Raw genomic sequence first — 16,573 nt, 5'->3', positions numbered from 1 at the left:
AACTCTAAACTTGAGACCGTTGAAGAAAATGACGTGAGCTAGCCATGGATGGCGTACTAGCTTTGGAGGGGAAGGGACGCCCCATCTGAAGCGTTAGCATTTTCGAATAAAGCCGAGGCCGACTCCAAATAGAGTTAAAAGCTGGATAGATTTCCGTCGCAATTTTTTCGCTGCTGTTGTTTGGTGAAAAAGCGAAAATGTTGCCGGAACGGCAGGGGTGATCCAAGAGGGGATTGCTGTTGATCCCTTTTTGGCCAGTGCAGGGTGGAACCTTGCGATCTTACTTCAAACGAAGTTTGAAAATTCTAGCTTGGCTGCAGGCCATGATATGTGGGTCAGTGTAAACTTTAATTTATTACCGTACATTTTCTCATTTCACCGCTCATTTTTAAACCTTTTGCCACTAATAAAATTCTATCCAATAACAAGCTAACCTTAGCTTTCAAATGCCAACATTCAACTCTGAACTAGAAGTCGTTGAAGACTTTTATAAAAGAATACGTGAGCCTGTAAATAATTAGGCAACCTAGTGGTTGCCTTATTTGTGTTTGTTGATGGTTGTTGTCTCGCCTGGTTATAGCGGTTTAATCATCATAATGATCATTATCTATCGCCTGTTGACGCTCGCGTTTGAACTGAGCGTCTTCATAAGCGGCGTTGATTTCTTCAAGTACCGAGTCAATATCGGCAGCATCAATGTCGTCTTCAAATAAACCAGTGAGCGCGGTATCGGGTTCAAGTTCACCTTGTTCGTACAGGGCCCACATTTCTTTAGCGTATTTTGTTTGCAGCAGCTCTGGAGTAAATTGGCCGTAATATTCGGTCATGTTATTCACATCACGATACAACATGGCTCTGGCATTGTTGTTAGCCGATGCATCGACAGCTTGTGGAAGGTCGATGATCACTGGGCCATGACTATCAACTAAGACATTAAATTCAGATAAGTCACCATGCACAATGCCGGCACATAACATACGTACGATGTAGCCCATCATAGTGTGATGTTGCGACATGGCTTGCGCATGAGTTAAGTTAACGTCGTTTAAACGTGGAGCCACATCGCCATTGGCGTCGGTAATCAACTCCATCAATAATACGCCGTCAAAGCAACCGTAAGGCACAGGAACGCGAATTTTTGCTGCAGCGCATTGATACAATGCATCAATCTCGGCATTTTGCCAGGCTTTCTCTTGTTCTTCGCGGCCGTATTTTGAGCCTTTTTCCATCGCGCGACCACGACGGCTATTTTTGGTTTTTCGACCTTCTTGGTATTGTGCTGCTTTTTTAAAGCTACGTTTAGCGGCTTCTTTATAGACTTTAGCGCAGCGAATGTCTGCGCCACACCGGATCATATAGACGGTAGCCTCTTTGCCACTCATCAGTTGGCTTATCACTTCATCGACGAGACCATCGTCAACCAGTGGTTGTAATCGTATTGGGGTTTTCATAGCGCTCGTTATACCTTAGTTACGACTATGATGATATATCTGCCGTAACTATTTTTATCTCATACTCAATGATGTTGAATACATATGATAAATATTTATACCAATCCGCACGGATAGGATGAGATTCAGTAGTTTAGGGTTAATGTCATCACTTACTTATGTATAGTCAGTGATAATAATGAGAATAGGACATAATATGAAGCCGTCGATAATTGTACTGTGTGGATTACTGTTGAGCATTTGGTAATGCTAGCCAATATGCGTGGGCTAATGAGTCTACAAACCCCTTATACGACCAGGCTAGGGCGATGAAAACCGGTGCAAATGAATATGGCATGAAGCGCTATGTGATGGCATTTCTTAAGCGTGGGCCTAATCAAGATCGCACTAAAGCCGATGAGTTACAACGCTTACATATGGCCAATATTGGACGTTTAGCAGATGGTATTGTCAGAGCCTTTTTTAGCAGATGGCGAACTCCGTGGTATTGATATTTTCGATGTAGAAACCATTGAATAGGCTAAGCGGTTAACCACTACCGATCCTGCTATTCAAGCGGGCAGTTTAGTGATGGAGTTTGTGCCCTGGTATGGCGGCGCAGCATTAATGGAAGTCAATGCTATCCATAACACGCTCGCCAAAGTGCAGATGCAATAATGAGTCATAAGTTAATCGAATTGATTCTGGTTTAGCACCCTATAAAACTAAATATCATATGTTATTTTGAATGGACCTTTTACCTTAAAACCAACGGATTAGCAGGTACAATACCCTTGTTTAGTTGATAGAGAATATTATGGCCTATGATCAAGGTGGTTAATAAAGCGATATTCAGTAGTCGAGTATTTTATGTTTATTTAGTGACTTACCATACTAATCATCGGGTAATGAACCATGTTGATCCGGTACAGCAAGGGCGCTATTTTAAGTTCAACATTATTGTTAAACAGCCTAAGGTGGGTGGGGTCTTTATCTGCCAAAAGACGATATTTAATTTATTTAATCGAGTGTATTTATTCCGCCCAGATCTTTATGAGCACAGCGTGACTAAAATAGAGTCGGGTCAACGGGTTATATTGACTATTGCTGTGAATATTTGACGCAAGGTTACAACATCATCATATCAGTGTTGTGGAGTTCGTCATTTAATACTTAAGCTGATTAACCTTCGTGGGCAAGTTTAGTCATTACGGGGGCAGATGTGTTGGTCTCATTGTATTGGCGCTTAGCCACCACCTCGACACCTTTACATGACAATTTAAGGTTAAGGTCAGTTTTCGGTACGCAACAGCAGGGTAGGCATTCGTCGTCTTTTAATTCTGCCAGTGGCTCGGTGAAGTAAGTTACTTCACCTGAAATCACTGTGGTTTTACAAGCACCGCAAAAACCATTGCGGCACTCAGAAAACGTTTTGACTTTTTTAAACTCAAGCGCGTCTAATAAGCTTGAATGCTGGCCGTCAAACAAGATGACTGGCTGGCCCTTCAGGCTTACTATGGGGGCTTTTTTAAAAAAATTCTTATAAGTCAAAATCTAAAAACTCATCGCCATCAACAGAAGAATCAATTTGTCCTACAAGGTATGAAGACACTTCAACTTCTTGCGGGGCTACTTGAACTGCATCACTTTCTAACCAGTTCTTCATCCACGGTAGTGGATTTGAAGACTCTTCGTAAGGTTGTGGTAAGTGCACTGACTTCATACGTTGGTTAGTAATAAACTCAACATATTGACATAAGATTTGTTCGTTTAGACCGATCATTGAACCGTCTTTAAACAGATACTTAGCCCATTCTTTTTCTTGCTCAGCCGCTTTAACAAACAGGTCGTAGGCTTCTTGTTGACACTCAATGGCAATTTCGGCCATTTCAGGGTCATCTTTACCACCTTGCATTAAGCTTAGAATATGCTGAGTGCTATTAAGGTGTAAGGCTTCATCACGGGCAATTAAGCGAATGATTTTGGCATTACCTTCCATTAAACGGCGCTCTGCAAAAGCAAATGAACACGCAAAGCTTACATAGAAACGAATCGCTTCTAGTGCGTTGACTGACATCATGCATAAATACAGTGATTTTTTTAGGATGCGTAAGTTGACGGTAATTTTTTCACCGTTGACGATATGCGTGCCCGAGCCGTGCAGGTTATGCACCTGAGTCAGCTTGATTAAGTCATCGTAATAACGGGCAATGTCGCCTGCACGTTTTAAGATGTGATCATTTTCGACGATATCGTCAAATACCAATGACGGGTTATTAACGATATTACGAATAATATGGGTATATGAACGTGAGTGAATGGTTTCAGAAAACGACCAGGTTTCAATCCAGGTTTCTAACTCTGGTAATGACACTAACGGTAAAAACGCCACGTTAGGCGAGCGACCTTGAATAGAGTCAAGCAGAGTTTGATATTTAAGGTTAGAAAGAAAAATGTGCTGTTCGTGCTCTGGTAAATCACCAAAGTCGATTTTGTCACGGCTGACATCAACTTCTTCAGGGCGCCAGAAAAACGATAATTGTTTTTCAATCAGCTTTTCGAAGACTTCGTATTTTTGTTGATCGTAGCGAGCCACGTTAACTGATTGGCCAAAAAACATCGGTTCTTTAGTGGCATCGTTAGGTGTTTGACAAAATGTTGAGTAAGCCATTATTTAGGTGTCCTGAAAGCGCATTTGAAAAAGCGGGGAAGTCCCCGCTAATAATTCCATTAGATGATTAAATCTTGCAAGCTCCGCCTGCGCAACCGTCATCTTCTTCCTCTACGGCAATCAAGTCGTCAAACTGATCTTTAGCGCCGTCACGGGTGTTATGATAATACAAAGTCTTAACCCCTAACTTGTACACACTTAACAAATCTTTAAGTAAGGTTTGCATTGGTACACGACCGCCTTCAAAACGGCTTGGGTCGTAGTTAGTGTTAGCTGAAATTGCCTGGTCAATAAACTTCTGCATAATGCCAACAAGTTGGATGTAACCATCATTGTTTGGCATGTTCCATAACAATTCATACTTGTCTTTAAGTTGGTCAAAGTCAGGTACTACTTGTTTTAATTGTCCGTCTTTACTGGCCTTAACACTGATTAAGCCGCGCGGAGGCTCAATACCGTTAGTCGCATTTGAAATTTGCGATGAGGTTTCAGACGGCATTAATGCAGACAATGTTGAGTTACGTAAACCGTACTGTTTAATGTCGCTACGGAGTGTTTCCCAATCCATGTGTAATGGTTCATCACAAATCTTATCGAGGTCACGTTTATAAGTGTCGATAGGTAAGATGCCTTGCGAGTAAGTGGTCTCGTTAAATAACGGACATGCACCTTTTTCTTTAGCAAGGTTCATTGAAGCTTTCAATAAATAGAACTGAATCGCTTCAAAGGTTTTGTGAGTCAGGTTGTTTGCTGAACCGTCTGAGTACTTCTTGCCATTTTTAGCAAGGTAGTTAGCAAAGTTAATCACACCAACACCTAGGGTACGGCGGTTCATTGAACCAAGCTGTGCAGACTTAATTGGGTAATCTTGATAATCCAATAAATTATCAAGGGCACGCACGGCTAAGTCGGCTAACGGCTCAAGTTCAGATAAATCTTCAATTGCCCCTAAATTAAGCGCAGACAGTGTACAAAGCGCAATCTCACCATTTGGATCGTCAATGTTATTCATTGGCTTGGTCGGCAATGCAATTTCTAAACATAAATTAGATTGCTTAATTGGCGCGACTTTAGAGTCAAACGGACTGTGGGTATTACAGTGGTCCACGTTTTGAATGTAGATACGGCCAGTAGAAGCACGTTCTTGCATCATTAGTGAGAATAACTCAACCGCTTTAATTTGTTTTTTACGGACATTGTCGTCTTGTTCATACTGAAGGTATAAACGTTCAAACTCGGCCTGATCTTCAAAGAAGGCGTCATAAAGGCCGGGTACGTCTGATGGGCTGAATAAGCTGATGTATTCGCCTTTAATCAAACGTTGGTACATGAGTTTGTTTAGCTGTACGCCGTAATCAAGGTGACGAACACGGTTGTCGTCAACACCACGGTTGTTTTTAAGCACCAGTAACGACTCAACTTCTAAATGCCATAGCGGGTAGAACAAGGTCGCAGCACCACCACGAACGCCGCCTTGAGAACAAGACTTAACAGCAGTTTGGAAGTACTTATAAAAAGGTAAGCAACCTGTGTGGAATGCTTCGCCACCACGAATAGGGCTACCTAATGCGCGGATACGACCGGCGTTAATACCAATACCTGCACGTTGGCTAACGTATTTAACGATAGAAGATGCCGTTGCGTTGATTGAGTCTAAGCTGTCATCACATTCGATTAATACACATGAGCTGAACTGACGCGTAGGTGTACGCACACCAGACATAATAGGTGTCGGTAATGAAATCTTAAACTGTGAGGTCGCATCGTAAAAATCTTTAATGAACTTTAAGCGCACATCTGCTGGGTAACGTGCAAATAAACACGCTGCCACAAGAATATATAAAAACTGCGCGCTTTCATAAACTTCATGAGTCACGCGGTTTTGCACCAGATATTTACCTTCTAATTGCTTAACAGCAGCATAAGAGAAGTTCATATCGCGCCAGTGGTCGATATAGCTGTCTAGTGTATCGATTTCTTCACGAGTGTAGTCGGTCAAAATATGCATATCATATTTGCCTATTTCCACTAAACGCGTCACATGATCGTACAACTTCGGTGGCTCGAACTGACCAAAGGCTTTTTTGCGTAAATGAAACACTGCTAAGCGAGCCGCTAAAAATTGATAATCTGGCGACTCTGGCGAGATTAAGTCAGCAGCGGCTTTAATAATGGTTTCATGAATGGCTTCTGTTGGAATGCCGTCAAAAAACTGCAGGTGAGATCGAAGTTCAACTTCAGATACTGAGACGTTTTTTAATCCCTTGGCTGCCCAAGTGATCACGCGATGAATTTTATCTAAATCGATATTTTCACGTTCGCCACTGCGTTTAGTGACTGTCATATTGCTATTCATTGAAGAGAGGCCTTGGTTCTATATCAGGTAATGTGATCATGTTCAGGATGCTGTAGCTTTGATTCGATCAGAACAAATCACAAAACAGTTCCATGTTAAAACAATCACTATGAATGGACTTACGGCAAAATCTATTACAGTACACTCATAATATAAACTACGTCTTTTGTACGACAACAACGTAGTGTTTTGATTGTTACCAACACACAAGATATGGTGTTATTTATTAACTGAGATACAAGATAGTGAGGTTTGAGTTGATTTGCAAGCCACAATTACATTAACTTCTTGTGGATAAGTTGAGGATAACGGTTAGGGTTAGTAACGACTAACCCTAGAGCCCAAATTTATATAGCGTTTTTGATGGGTGATGTTTTTTTAATCGATAGATTAGAAAAATTTGATCGCTAAAATAAGCAGCGATCAAAATATTCAGCCCATTTTTAGATTGATCTTTTGCCCTATTTGATCTGCTATGTTGGTCATAATCAATTGAGCACAATTATTCATGACGTGGTTGCAATTATCCCTTGGGTTATTCAACAAAAAACTGCTTTAACGACGCTCCATGCTCGAAGTGGCGTTTAGCCGGCCACAAATGCGGATTGTCGGCTGCAGACAAGTAACCCCATAACGCAACGCCACCATGCATATTGGCATTATCAGCGGCCACTAAGTCACGCTCAGCATCGCCAAGATATAAAATATGTTCTGGCGGGACAGCGATTTGTTGAGCCGCTAACAACATTGGCGCAGTATGCGGTTTGGCATGGCGGGTACTGTCACCGCTTATCATGGCTTTAAGATGAGGTGTTAAGCCTAGTTTATCGACCAATGGCCGAGCAAAACGCGCAGGTTTGTTGGTAACCACCCCATAAGGGATCCCTTGTTGGTCCAATAAAGTCAGTAGCTCTGGTAAATCATCGAATAGACGACTGTGCTGACCGTTGATGCGGCTATAATGTTGTAACAGCCCTTGTTGAATACTAATTTGTAAGGCTTCATCTGCATCAGGAATCGCGGTTTTAACCAAAAATAAACTGCCGTGCGATGCGGCATGACGCATTGTATCAAGGGGTTGAGAGTTAAAACCGGCATCATTTAAACTTAAATTAAGTGCATAGACTAGGTCAGGCGCAGTATCTGCAAGGGTACCGTCAAGATCAAATAGCACGCCTTTAACATCATCTTTATACACTGTGTAATTCCTATTATCCTGGGTGGAATGAAACTTGAGAGCAGGGCACCGATAAACTTAGCGTTTATCGGTGTGACTTGATTAATAAAACACTTAGTCGATTTTTTGCGTGGCAATCATATAGTTTACATCAACACTATTGGTGTATTTAAATACGCCAGATAATGGATTGTAAGTAATGCCGAGCGCGTCTTTACACAATAAATCTGTGTTATCAACCAGCGCCATAAGCTCAGATGGACGCATAAATTTACTGTGGTCGTGAGTACCGACTGGCAACATTTTCAATAGATACTCTGCACCAATAATCGTTTGCAAGTAAGACATGGCATTACGGTTAATGGTTGAGAAAAACACAAACCCGTTAGGTTTAACCATGTCACAACACGCCTGAATAACCGATTGAGGGTCTGGCACGTGCTCAAGCATTTCCATGCAGGTAACGACATCATAGTATTCGCGGTGATTATCACGGTGTTCTTCTGCGGTCGTTTTAAGGTAATTAACTGTTACCCCAGAATCTAATGCATGTAGCTTTGCCACTTCTAACGGTTCAGTACCCATGTCGATGCCGTCAACATTCGCGCCAATACGTGCCATGCTTTCAGATAAAATCCCGCCGCCACAGCCAACATCTAAAACTGTTTTGCCGAATAAACCGCCCGAGGTTTGATCAATATAATTTAAGCGCAGTGGGTTGAGTAAATGTAATGGCTTAAACTCACCATCAAGATCCCACCAAGTTTGTGCCATGGCTTCAAATTTTGCGATTTCTTCAGGATCAACATTGGCCGGTAATTTTTCAGCGTGTGACATAAGCTAACCTAAGTGTCTAATAATGTATGGCGGTTATTATAACGATTACCTTAGCGAATAGTAGTCAACATTACGCTTTTGCCATGTTGCGCTGGTTATAAAATCACCGTTTAGCATCGAGCCTGACTATTTTTATAAACCAAAGCGCTTAAAGCTGCAGCAGTTTGGCTTTTATGTCGGCATATTGAGTCACTATATTAGCAACTGAATATACTAAGTTTGCTGAAAATATTGGCTTTTTTATAAATTTTACCCTGCTTTTTATAAATTTTACCCTGCATAGTACATTTGGCTGGTGTTTGCTCTGGCGACATTAAATATCTGTGTTAGAATGCCAAATCACGTTTTTAAGCTAGATAATAATATGGAACATTTATTGTCAGCTAATTTTAGGGGAACGCGCAGTTTATGACTGATCTGGCATCATCTATTTCGCCAATTAATATCGAAGACGAACTTAAGAATTCTTACCTAGATTACGCCATGAGTGTAATTGTAGGTCGTGCATTACCTGACGTACGTGACGGTTTAAAACCAGTTCACCGTCGCGTATTGTTCGCCATGAGTGAATTGAAAAACGATTGGAACAAACCATATAAAAAATCCGCTCGTGTTGTTGGTGACGTAATCGGTAAATATCACCCACATGGTGATACCGCCGTATACGATACGATTGTTCGTATGGCGCAACCATTCTCGCTTCGTTACACCTTGGTTGACGGACAAGGAAACTTTGGTTCGGTCGACGGTGACTCTGCAGCAGCAATGCGTTACACAGAAATCCGTATGCAAAAGTTGGCGCACTCGCTGCTTGCCGACCTTGAAAAAGAAACCGTCGATTTTGTTCCTAACTACGACGGCACAGAATTTATTCCTGCAGTATTGCCAACACGTGTACCTAACCTGTTAATTAACGGTTCATCAGGTATCGCGGTAGGTATGGCGACCAATATTCCGCCACACAACTTAACTGAAGTTGTTCAAGGCTGTTTAGCCTTAATCGCAGATCCTAGCCTGTCGATTGAGCAGCTAATGGAATACATTCCAGGTCCTGATTTCCCTACAGCAGCATCGATTAATGGCCGTAAAGGCATTATTGATGCGTATAAAACGGGTCGCGGCCGTGCTGTGATGCGTTCTAAAGCAGAAATTGAAACCGAAGATAGTGGGCGTGAACGTATTATCGTTCATGAAATTCCATATCAGGTGAACAAAGCTAAGTTAATTGAAAAAATTGCTGAGCTAGTAAAAGACAAAAAGATTGAAGGCATCAGCGGCTTACGCGACGAGTCTGATAAAGACGGTATGCGTATCGTGATAGAAATCAAGCGCGGCGAAGTAGGCGAGGTTGTATTAAACAATTTATACGCTCAAACGCAAATGCAGTGTTCTTTTGGTATTAACATGGTGGCATTGACTAACGGTCAGCCAAAATTGTTTAACCTTAAAGAAATGCTCGAGTGCTTTATTCTTCACCGCCGTGAAGTGGTTACCCGCCGTACCGTATTTGAACTGCGTAAAGCCCGCGAACGTGCCCACATTCTTGAAGCACTAGCGATTGCACTGGCTAACATCGACCCAATCATTGCGTTAATTAAAGCCTCTCCAACACCAGCTGAAGCGAAAGTGAAGTTAGTGGCACAAGGTTGGGAATTAGGCCATGTACAAGGCATGCTTGAAAAAGCCGGCGATGATGCAGCGCGCCCTGAATGGTTAGAGCCTGAGTATGGTATCCGTGATGGAAAATACTATTTAACAGAACAACAAGCGCAAGCGATTCTTGAATTACGTTTACACCGTTTAACCGGTTTAGAACATGACAAGATTTTAGCTGAATACGAAGATCTACTTGTGCTTATCGCAGGCTTATTATTAATTCTGCGCAGTCCTGAACGGTTAATGGAAGTCATCAAAGAAGAGCTAGAAGAAATTCTTGAGCAATACGGTGACGCCCGTCGTACGATTATTAACGCTAACGAAATTGACATGAGTCTAGAAGACTTAATCAATGAAGAAGACGTGGTGGTGACATTATCGCACTTAGGTTACGCCAAGTACCAAGTATTATCTGACTACCAAGCACAACGTCGTGGTGGTAAAGGCAAAGCCGCCACTAAAGTAAAAGACGAAGATTTCGTTGAAAAACTACTGGTTGCTAATACCCACGATACTATTTTGTGCTTCTCTGACTTTGGCAAAATGTACTGGCTTAAAGTGTACCAATTACCGCTTGCGAGTCGTACTGCTCGTGGTCGCCCAATTGTTAACTTATTACCGTTATCTGACGGTGAACACATTACAGCAATCTTACCTGTACGTGAGTATGCTGATGATAAATTTATCATCATGGCAACAGCACATGGAACCGTGAAAAAAACAGCATTAACGGCTTACAGTAATCCTCGTGCAAACGGTATTATTGCTGTAAACCTTAAAGACGGTGACCAGCTAATTGGTGTTGATATTACTGAAGGTAGCGACGACATCATGTTGTTCTCTAACGAAGGTAAAGTCGTTCGCTTTAACGAAAAAGCCCGTGATTCTGAAACCGGTGAAGTGAAGGTCGATGCGGAAACTGGCGAAGAAATCATTGCATTACGTCCAATGGGCCGAACTGCCACAGGTGTTCGTGGTATCAAGCTTGAAGATGGTCAAAAAGTGGTGTCACTGATTGTACCTAAAGGTGATGGCGCAATCTTAACGGTAACCGAAAACGGTTATGGTAAGCGTACTGAGCTAAGTGAATACCCAGCGAAGAGCCGTGGCACCAAAGGTGTGGTCTCCATTAAAGTGAGCGAGCGTAACGGTCCAGTAGTGGGCGCAGTTCAAGTCGGTGACTTTGACGAAATCATGCTAATCAGTGATAAAGGTACCTTGGTTCGTACGCCTGCTGAAGGCGTTTCAATCATTGGCCGTAACACACAAGGCGTGACCATCATCCGTACCGCAGATGACGAGAAAGTCGTTGGTTTGCAGCGCATTGATGAAATTCAAACAGAAGAGTTGCTAGATGAAGAAGGCAATGTAATAGTGCCTGCTGACATCATTGAAGGCGAAGTAGCCGAAGGTGAAACGGTTGAGTCTGCAAGTTCTGAAGTAGAAGGTGATGCAGAGGCTGACGAGCAGGAATAACCTGTCAGTTAACTTAATCACATTAATAACGAGCGCCTAATGGCGCTCGTTTTATTTTGCGGAAAATTATTCATCAAAATAGGCAAATAAAGACCTATTCAACAGTAAATAAAGTCCTTAGTATTAACCGCTAAACATAATGATACCAATCGTATGAATTATCAGAGCAGATCAGAGAGTTAATCTGATTGGTATGAATACAAACTGAGTCAAGGAGTTGTCTGTGAGCGCGATTTATAATTTCTGTGCGGGTCCTGCGATGTTACCTCAAGCTGTAATGCAAAAAGCACAACAGGAATTAATTGATTGGAATGGCCTTGGCGTTTCCGTGATGGAAATAAGCCACCGTAGTAAGGAATTTATCGCGTTAACGGAACAAGCGGAAGTGACCTTGCGCCAGTTAATGCACATTCCTAAAAACTATCATGTGTTATTTATGCACGGCGGTGGCCGTGCTCAGTTTTCTAATGTAGTGAATAACTTTTTAGGCGACAACGGCCGTGCATTGTATTTAATTAGTGGCCAATGGTCGTCTTCGGCAGTAACCGAAGCACGTAAATTAGTTGATGAAAGCCAAATAGACAGTCTTAATATTGTTGAAAAAGTTGACGGACTAAACCAGGTTAACTTGCCAGATCTTAATGCAATCGATAAAGACTATCGTTATGTGCATTACTGCTCTAATGAAACGGTTGACGGCATAGAAATCTTTGAAGAGTTAGACAGCCCATGGCCAGTGGTTGCCGATCTTTCTTCAACCATTATGTCTCATGATATTGATGTCAGTAAATATGGTCTTATTTATGCGGGTGCACAAAAGAACATTGGCCCATCGGGCTTATCGATTGTGATAGTGCGTGATGACATGCTTAAGTTACCAGCATTGCCACAATCGTCTATCATGGATTATCGTGTTGCAGTTGAGCATGGCTCAATGTTTAATACTCCGCCCACGTTTGCATGGTACCTCGCATCAGAAGTGTTTGCCTGGTTAGTGGCAAATGGCGGCGTGAGTGCAATGGCTGAAGTCAATCAACAAAAAGCGGCATTACTGTATGATTGTATCGATTCAAATCCATTTTATAAAAATGGTGTTGCGCCGCACAATCGTTCACGCATGAACGTTACTTTCCAGTTGGTGAATGACGCTCTTGATGGCGAGTTTTTAAAACAAGCAGAGAAGGCGGGTTTAGTTGCGCTAAAAGGCCATCGTCTTGTCGGCGGCATGCGCGCGAGTATTTATAACGCAATGCCATTAGCGGGTGTGCAAAAACTGGTCAACTTTATGAATCAATTTGCCACTCAACACGCTTAACGTTTGCTGCCATTGTTAACGCCTCTGTTGAGGCGTTAAATCCCAAAAAGATCCCAAGTGGATCTTTTTTGTTATGTGTAGTGTAAATGTGGATGAGTCATCACTTATCTTTGCATAGTTTTACCCTTAAATACGGGTTTGTTAACCCCTTTTTAACCGCATAAGTTTTATAGTCTTTCCATGGGCGACACTCATGGAGACAAATAATGACCAGTCCAACAGCAACAAAACCGCCTATCCACAAGGCGAGTATTAACCCATTACAACTGCCTAAAAGTACCAAGTTGGCAGTGGCCTATCTCTCTATCGTGATCGTGCCGGTTGTCATAGCACAGCTTTTAGGTATGCAAATTGAAGGTATTTATACCAGCATATTGAGTGCGGTTAACTTACTTGCCATGAGTGTGTTTTTTATGCAATTCCCGCTGGCGGGTCGCATCAAGCAATTACCTTTGTTCGCCAATATTGACTGGGGGATCACCAAGCACAAACAGCTCGGGCAGTATCTAAGCATATTCTTTTTCTTACATCCCATTTTGATTTTACTGCCTAAAGCTATGATGTCATTTGACGACTTTAGTGTCAGCCTCATCAGTGCAATTACGTCACCCCATTTATTAACCGGAATACTCGCCTGGGTCACGATGGCGGTGTGGGTGTTGATGTCGGTGTTTAAAGATAAGCTCAATATCAACTATGAAACCTGGCGTTTTCTGCATGTGATTGGCTTTAGCATTATCGCTACACTGGCAACATTGCATATCACCACAGTGGGCAGTCATGGCCAATATAATCAACAGTTTAATGTTATTTGGTGGTTGCTGTATGCCGTGTCTATGACATTAATTGTTTATAACTATGTCATTAAACCGCGTTTAATTAAGCAACGTCCTTATGTCATTTCTCATGTTGAAAAAATGAATGAATCTGATTGGCAGGTTAACATTGCACCGACCACCTCCAATACTCTGGCATATCAACCTGGGCAATTTGTGTGGCTCAATACCACGGGCAACCCTTACAGCTTTGAGCAACATCCATTTTCAATTGTGACAGGTGCTGAGCAAGATCAATTAGGGTTTATTATCAGAGCACTTGGTGATTATACCTCGTCACTTGATCAATTAACTGCAGGTCAAACCGTGTTTGTTGATGGCCCCTACGGTTGCATGACGTTAGATCAAAGCCAGCTTGCCAGTGGTATCACCCTAATCGCCGGCGGAGCGGGGATTGCACCAATGTTAAGTTTATTACGCCAGCTTGCCGCGCAACATGATCCACGGCCAATCAGGCTGCTCTATGCTAACCGCACTCAGGCGCGCATGGTGCATGTTGATGAGTTAGTTGAGCTTGAAAAGACCATGATCGATTTTAAAGTACAGTTAATATGTGAACAGCTAAATGTGCATGATGACAGCTTACCTATTTACCTCGTACCAGGGCTGATTAACCAAACGCTTATCAATACCACCATGACAACAGGTAAAGAGTCACAATGGACGTTTTACTTATGTGGACCAAAAGGGATGATTGCTGCAACGACAACACATTTACACACGTTAGGCATTACTCAGCCGCAAATTAATTTTGAAAAACTTGCATTTTAGGAGCGCAACATGCCAATTAAACAAATTTCTGGATGTATTGGTTGTGAGGCTTGCGTTAAAAGTTGTCCAACCGATGTTATCCATATGAATAAAGAAACAAATAAAGCCGAAATACGTTATCCAGAAGACTGTCAAATCTGTCATTTATGCAGACTGTATTGTCCTGTTGGCGCGATTACCATCACGCCCGATAAAAGTATCCCTGTTATGGTTTCATGGAGGTAATGATGAACCCTAAAGCTAACTTATCGCGCCGTCAGTTTATTGGTATTGCTGGCGGTATTGCAGGGGCTGCTGCATTAGCCAATATTCCGTTTGATGCACCCGCGCAAGAAAATAAACCTAAAATTGACAGTAATGGTTTTGATATTGAAAATCGCCACCTTGATGTATTGATCATTGGCGGCGGCATGGCCGGTGTGTTTGCGGCGGTAAAAGCCCACGACGCAGGCGCTAACGTGTTGATGGTGTCTAAAGGTCGTGTTGGCAGCTCTGGGTTAACGCCTTTTGCCAAAGGTATTTTTAGTTACGATAAAACCAATGCCAGAATGAGCATTGATGAATTTGTCGACACAGTGACCGAGTCTGCAATACAAACCAACAACCCAGTGTTTACTAGACAACTTGCCGAACATTCTTATGCGCGGGTACAAGAATTAAAGGATTGGGGATTTTTTGACTCACCACTTTACAATCACAGTTTTATGAAGCCTCTGAGTGAGCGTAATATACCGATTGAAGAGCGCATGATGATCACTCATCTACTTAAACAAGATGGCCGTGTGGTAGGTGCGTCAGGATTTAGTTTAGATCTGCAAAAAATCGTTCATTATCATGCAAAAACAGTAGTGTTATGCACCGGCGCAGGAGGCTTTAAACCCAATGGTTTTCCGGTATGCGACTTAACCCATGACGGCACCATAATGGCCTATAAAATTGGTGCTAAAGTCACCGGTAAAGAATGGAACGATGGTCATCCCGGTTCGGCTAAAAATTCGGGTTCAAGCTACGACAATTGGCATGGGCAAATTGAAGAAAAACCATCGATAACCTCAGCGCGAATAAACCATCACTTGGGTGTTGATATGAATTATCAGGCATACACTCAAGGTGCGCCCGTTATGATGATGCCTCCACGACCTAAACGCCCAGGTGAGATGGTGACACAACAAGTTGAACGTCAAAATGATGTTTTTCCTACAGGGCCATTTGTGCCAGAGGCATTTAAACAATCAGGACCGCCACCAAAACCACCAGAACAAGGTTTTTTTCGCGGTTTAGTATCAAGTAAAGGTCATTCAGGCCCTCCAGGTATGGGAGGCGAGCAAGTGGGCGGTTCAAGTGCTGGGATGGCAATACATAAATCAGAAGGGCTAGTGCCAATTAATGCCCAAGGTTTGTCGACGATTCCTGGTTTATATGCCGCAGGTGATGCCTTAGGTTCTTATATGTCTGGCGGTATTTATACTCAAATTGGTTCATCGTTAGCAGGCTCAGCGGTACAAGGGGCAATTGCGGGTGCTGCAGCGGCAAATGACAGTCTCGGTATGGCTAGCAAGTTGGATGTGTCTGAACAATATTTGGCATTGGTTAATCAGCAAATTTTAGCACCATTAAAGCGTGAACGTGGATATAGTCCAGCCTGGGTAACTCAGGTTTTGCAGGGAGTGATGATCCCCAACTTTGTGCTTTACATTAAAAAAGAGCGCATGATGCAAGCCGCGTTAGCCTATGTTGAGGAGCTCAATGAGCACCATGTACCTATGTTGATGGCAGATGATTTACATGCGCTTCGCTTAGCGCACGAAACTGAAAATATGATCATCACCGCAGAGATGAAGCTCAAAGCATCCATTATGCGTAAAGAAAGTCGTTGCAGTCATTACCGCTTAGATTGTCCCGATATTGATTACGAAAACTGGCAAGCATGGATAAACATCTCTCAAGATGAAAAAGGCAACATGGTATTAGAAAAGCAACCGTTTGATAGTTGGCCTAATTTTAGTTAACAGCTTAATCAGACAAAATAAAGCCGACTTAAATAAGTC

At 42.4% G+C, this 16,573-nt stretch carries 13 protein-coding genes; 7 read left to right on the top strand and 6 right to left on the bottom strand.

What is annotated here, in order from left to right:
* Positions 1-584 precede the first annotated feature (584 nt).
* The gene (locus IEY42_RS05275; protein ID WP_188924283.1) at positions 585-1,451 is read right to left on the bottom strand and encodes a PA4780 family RIO1-like protein kinase; all 867 of its coding nucleotides are present in this window, start codon (positions 1,449-1,451) and stop codon (positions 585-587) included.
* Positions 1,452-1,759: 308 nt separating this feature from the next.
* On the opposite strand from IEY42_RS05275, the gene IEY42_RS05270 reads away from it, so the two are divergent.
* Both IEY42_RS05270 and IEY42_RS05265 read left to right on the top strand, forming a co-directional pair.
* Entirely contained in the window at positions 1,760-1,942 is a 183-nt protein-coding gene (locus IEY42_RS05270; RefSeq protein ID WP_188924282.1) for a hypothetical protein, read from the top strand.
* Between the two features lie 312 nt (positions 1,943-2,254).
* Positions 2,255-2,551: a 2OG-Fe(II) oxygenase gene (locus tag IEY42_RS05265; protein WP_188924281.1), complete on the top strand. Its 297-nt coding sequence runs from the start codon at positions 2,255-2,257 to the stop codon at positions 2,549-2,551.
* Positions 2,552-2,612: 61 nt separating this feature from the next.
* Here the strand turns inward: IEY42_RS05265 and yfaE are convergent, their stop codons facing one another.
* The 5 genes from yfaE to ubiG all read right to left on the bottom strand — a co-directional run bounded on the left by yfaE (position 2,613) and on the right by ubiG (position 8,471).
* Positions 2,613-2,981 carry a class I ribonucleotide reductase maintenance protein YfaE gene (gene yfaE / locus IEY42_RS05260; RefSeq protein ID WP_188924280.1) on the bottom strand — a complete coding sequence of 123 codons (369 nt, stop codon included), beginning with the start codon at positions 2,979-2,981 and terminating at the stop codon, positions 2,613-2,615.
* Positions 2,971-4,101 carry a class Ia ribonucleoside-diphosphate reductase subunit beta gene (nrdB, locus tag IEY42_RS05255; RefSeq protein WP_188924279.1) on the bottom strand — a complete coding sequence of 377 codons (1,131 nt, stop codon included), beginning with the start codon at positions 4,099-4,101 and terminating at the stop codon, positions 2,971-2,973. The genes yfaE and nrdB overlap by 11 nt, the downstream gene beginning before the upstream one ends.
* A gap of 67 nt (positions 4,102-4,168) precedes the next feature.
* A complete protein-coding gene (nrdA, locus tag IEY42_RS05250; protein ID WP_188924278.1) occupies positions 4,169-6,457 on the bottom strand; it encodes a class 1a ribonucleoside-diphosphate reductase subunit alpha in 2,289 nt (762 codons plus the stop codon).
* A 535-nt stretch (positions 6,458-6,992) separates the two neighbouring features.
* A complete protein-coding gene (locus IEY42_RS05245; protein ID WP_188924277.1) occupies positions 6,993-7,655 on the bottom strand; it encodes an HAD family hydrolase in 663 nt (220 codons plus the stop codon).
* Positions 7,656-7,748: 93 nt separating this feature from the next.
* Entirely contained in the window at positions 7,749-8,471 is a 723-nt protein-coding gene (ubiG, locus tag IEY42_RS05240; protein WP_188924276.1) for a bifunctional 2-polyprenyl-6-hydroxyphenol methylase/3-demethylubiquinol 3-O-methyltransferase UbiG, read from the bottom strand.
* 408 nt (positions 8,472-8,879) lie between these two features.
* Between ubiG and gyrA the strand changes: the two genes are divergently transcribed.
* The 5 genes from gyrA (at position 8,880) to IEY42_RS05215 (ending at position 16,534) form a co-directional block, all read left to right on the top strand.
* Positions 8,880-11,603 carry a DNA gyrase subunit A gene (gyrA, locus tag IEY42_RS05235; protein WP_188924275.1) on the top strand — a complete coding sequence of 908 codons (2,724 nt, stop codon included), beginning with the start codon at positions 8,880-8,882 and terminating at the stop codon, positions 11,601-11,603.
* Between the two features lie 223 nt (positions 11,604-11,826).
* Positions 11,827-12,918, top strand: a complete 1,092-nt coding sequence (gene serC, locus IEY42_RS05230; RefSeq protein WP_188924274.1) for a 3-phosphoserine/phosphohydroxythreonine transaminase — start codon at positions 11,827-11,829, stop codon at positions 12,916-12,918.
* 206 nt (positions 12,919-13,124) lie between these two features.
* Positions 13,125-14,525, top strand: a complete 1,401-nt coding sequence (locus tag IEY42_RS05225; protein ID WP_188924273.1) for a ferredoxin reductase family protein — start codon at positions 13,125-13,127, stop codon at positions 14,523-14,525.
* A gap of 9 nt (positions 14,526-14,534) precedes the next feature.
* Positions 14,535-14,750, top strand: coding sequence for a 4Fe-4S dicluster domain-containing protein (locus IEY42_RS05220; protein ID WP_137227248.1), 216 nt, complete (start codon positions 14,535-14,537; stop codon positions 14,748-14,750).
* Positions 14,750-16,534 carry an FAD-dependent oxidoreductase gene (locus IEY42_RS05215; protein ID WP_229779927.1) on the top strand — a complete coding sequence of 595 codons (1,785 nt, stop codon included), beginning with the start codon at positions 14,750-14,752 and terminating at the stop codon, positions 16,532-16,534. Before IEY42_RS05220 ends, IEY42_RS05215 begins: the two co-directional genes overlap by 1 nt.
* The last annotated feature ends 39 nt before the right edge of the window (positions 16,535-16,573 follow it).

This window comes from Shewanella algicola (assembly GCF_014648035.1).
GTDB lineage: Bacteria > Pseudomonadota > Gammaproteobacteria > Enterobacterales > Shewanellaceae > Shewanella > Shewanella algicola.
This window is presented reverse-complemented; position numbering and strand designations above follow the sequence as displayed.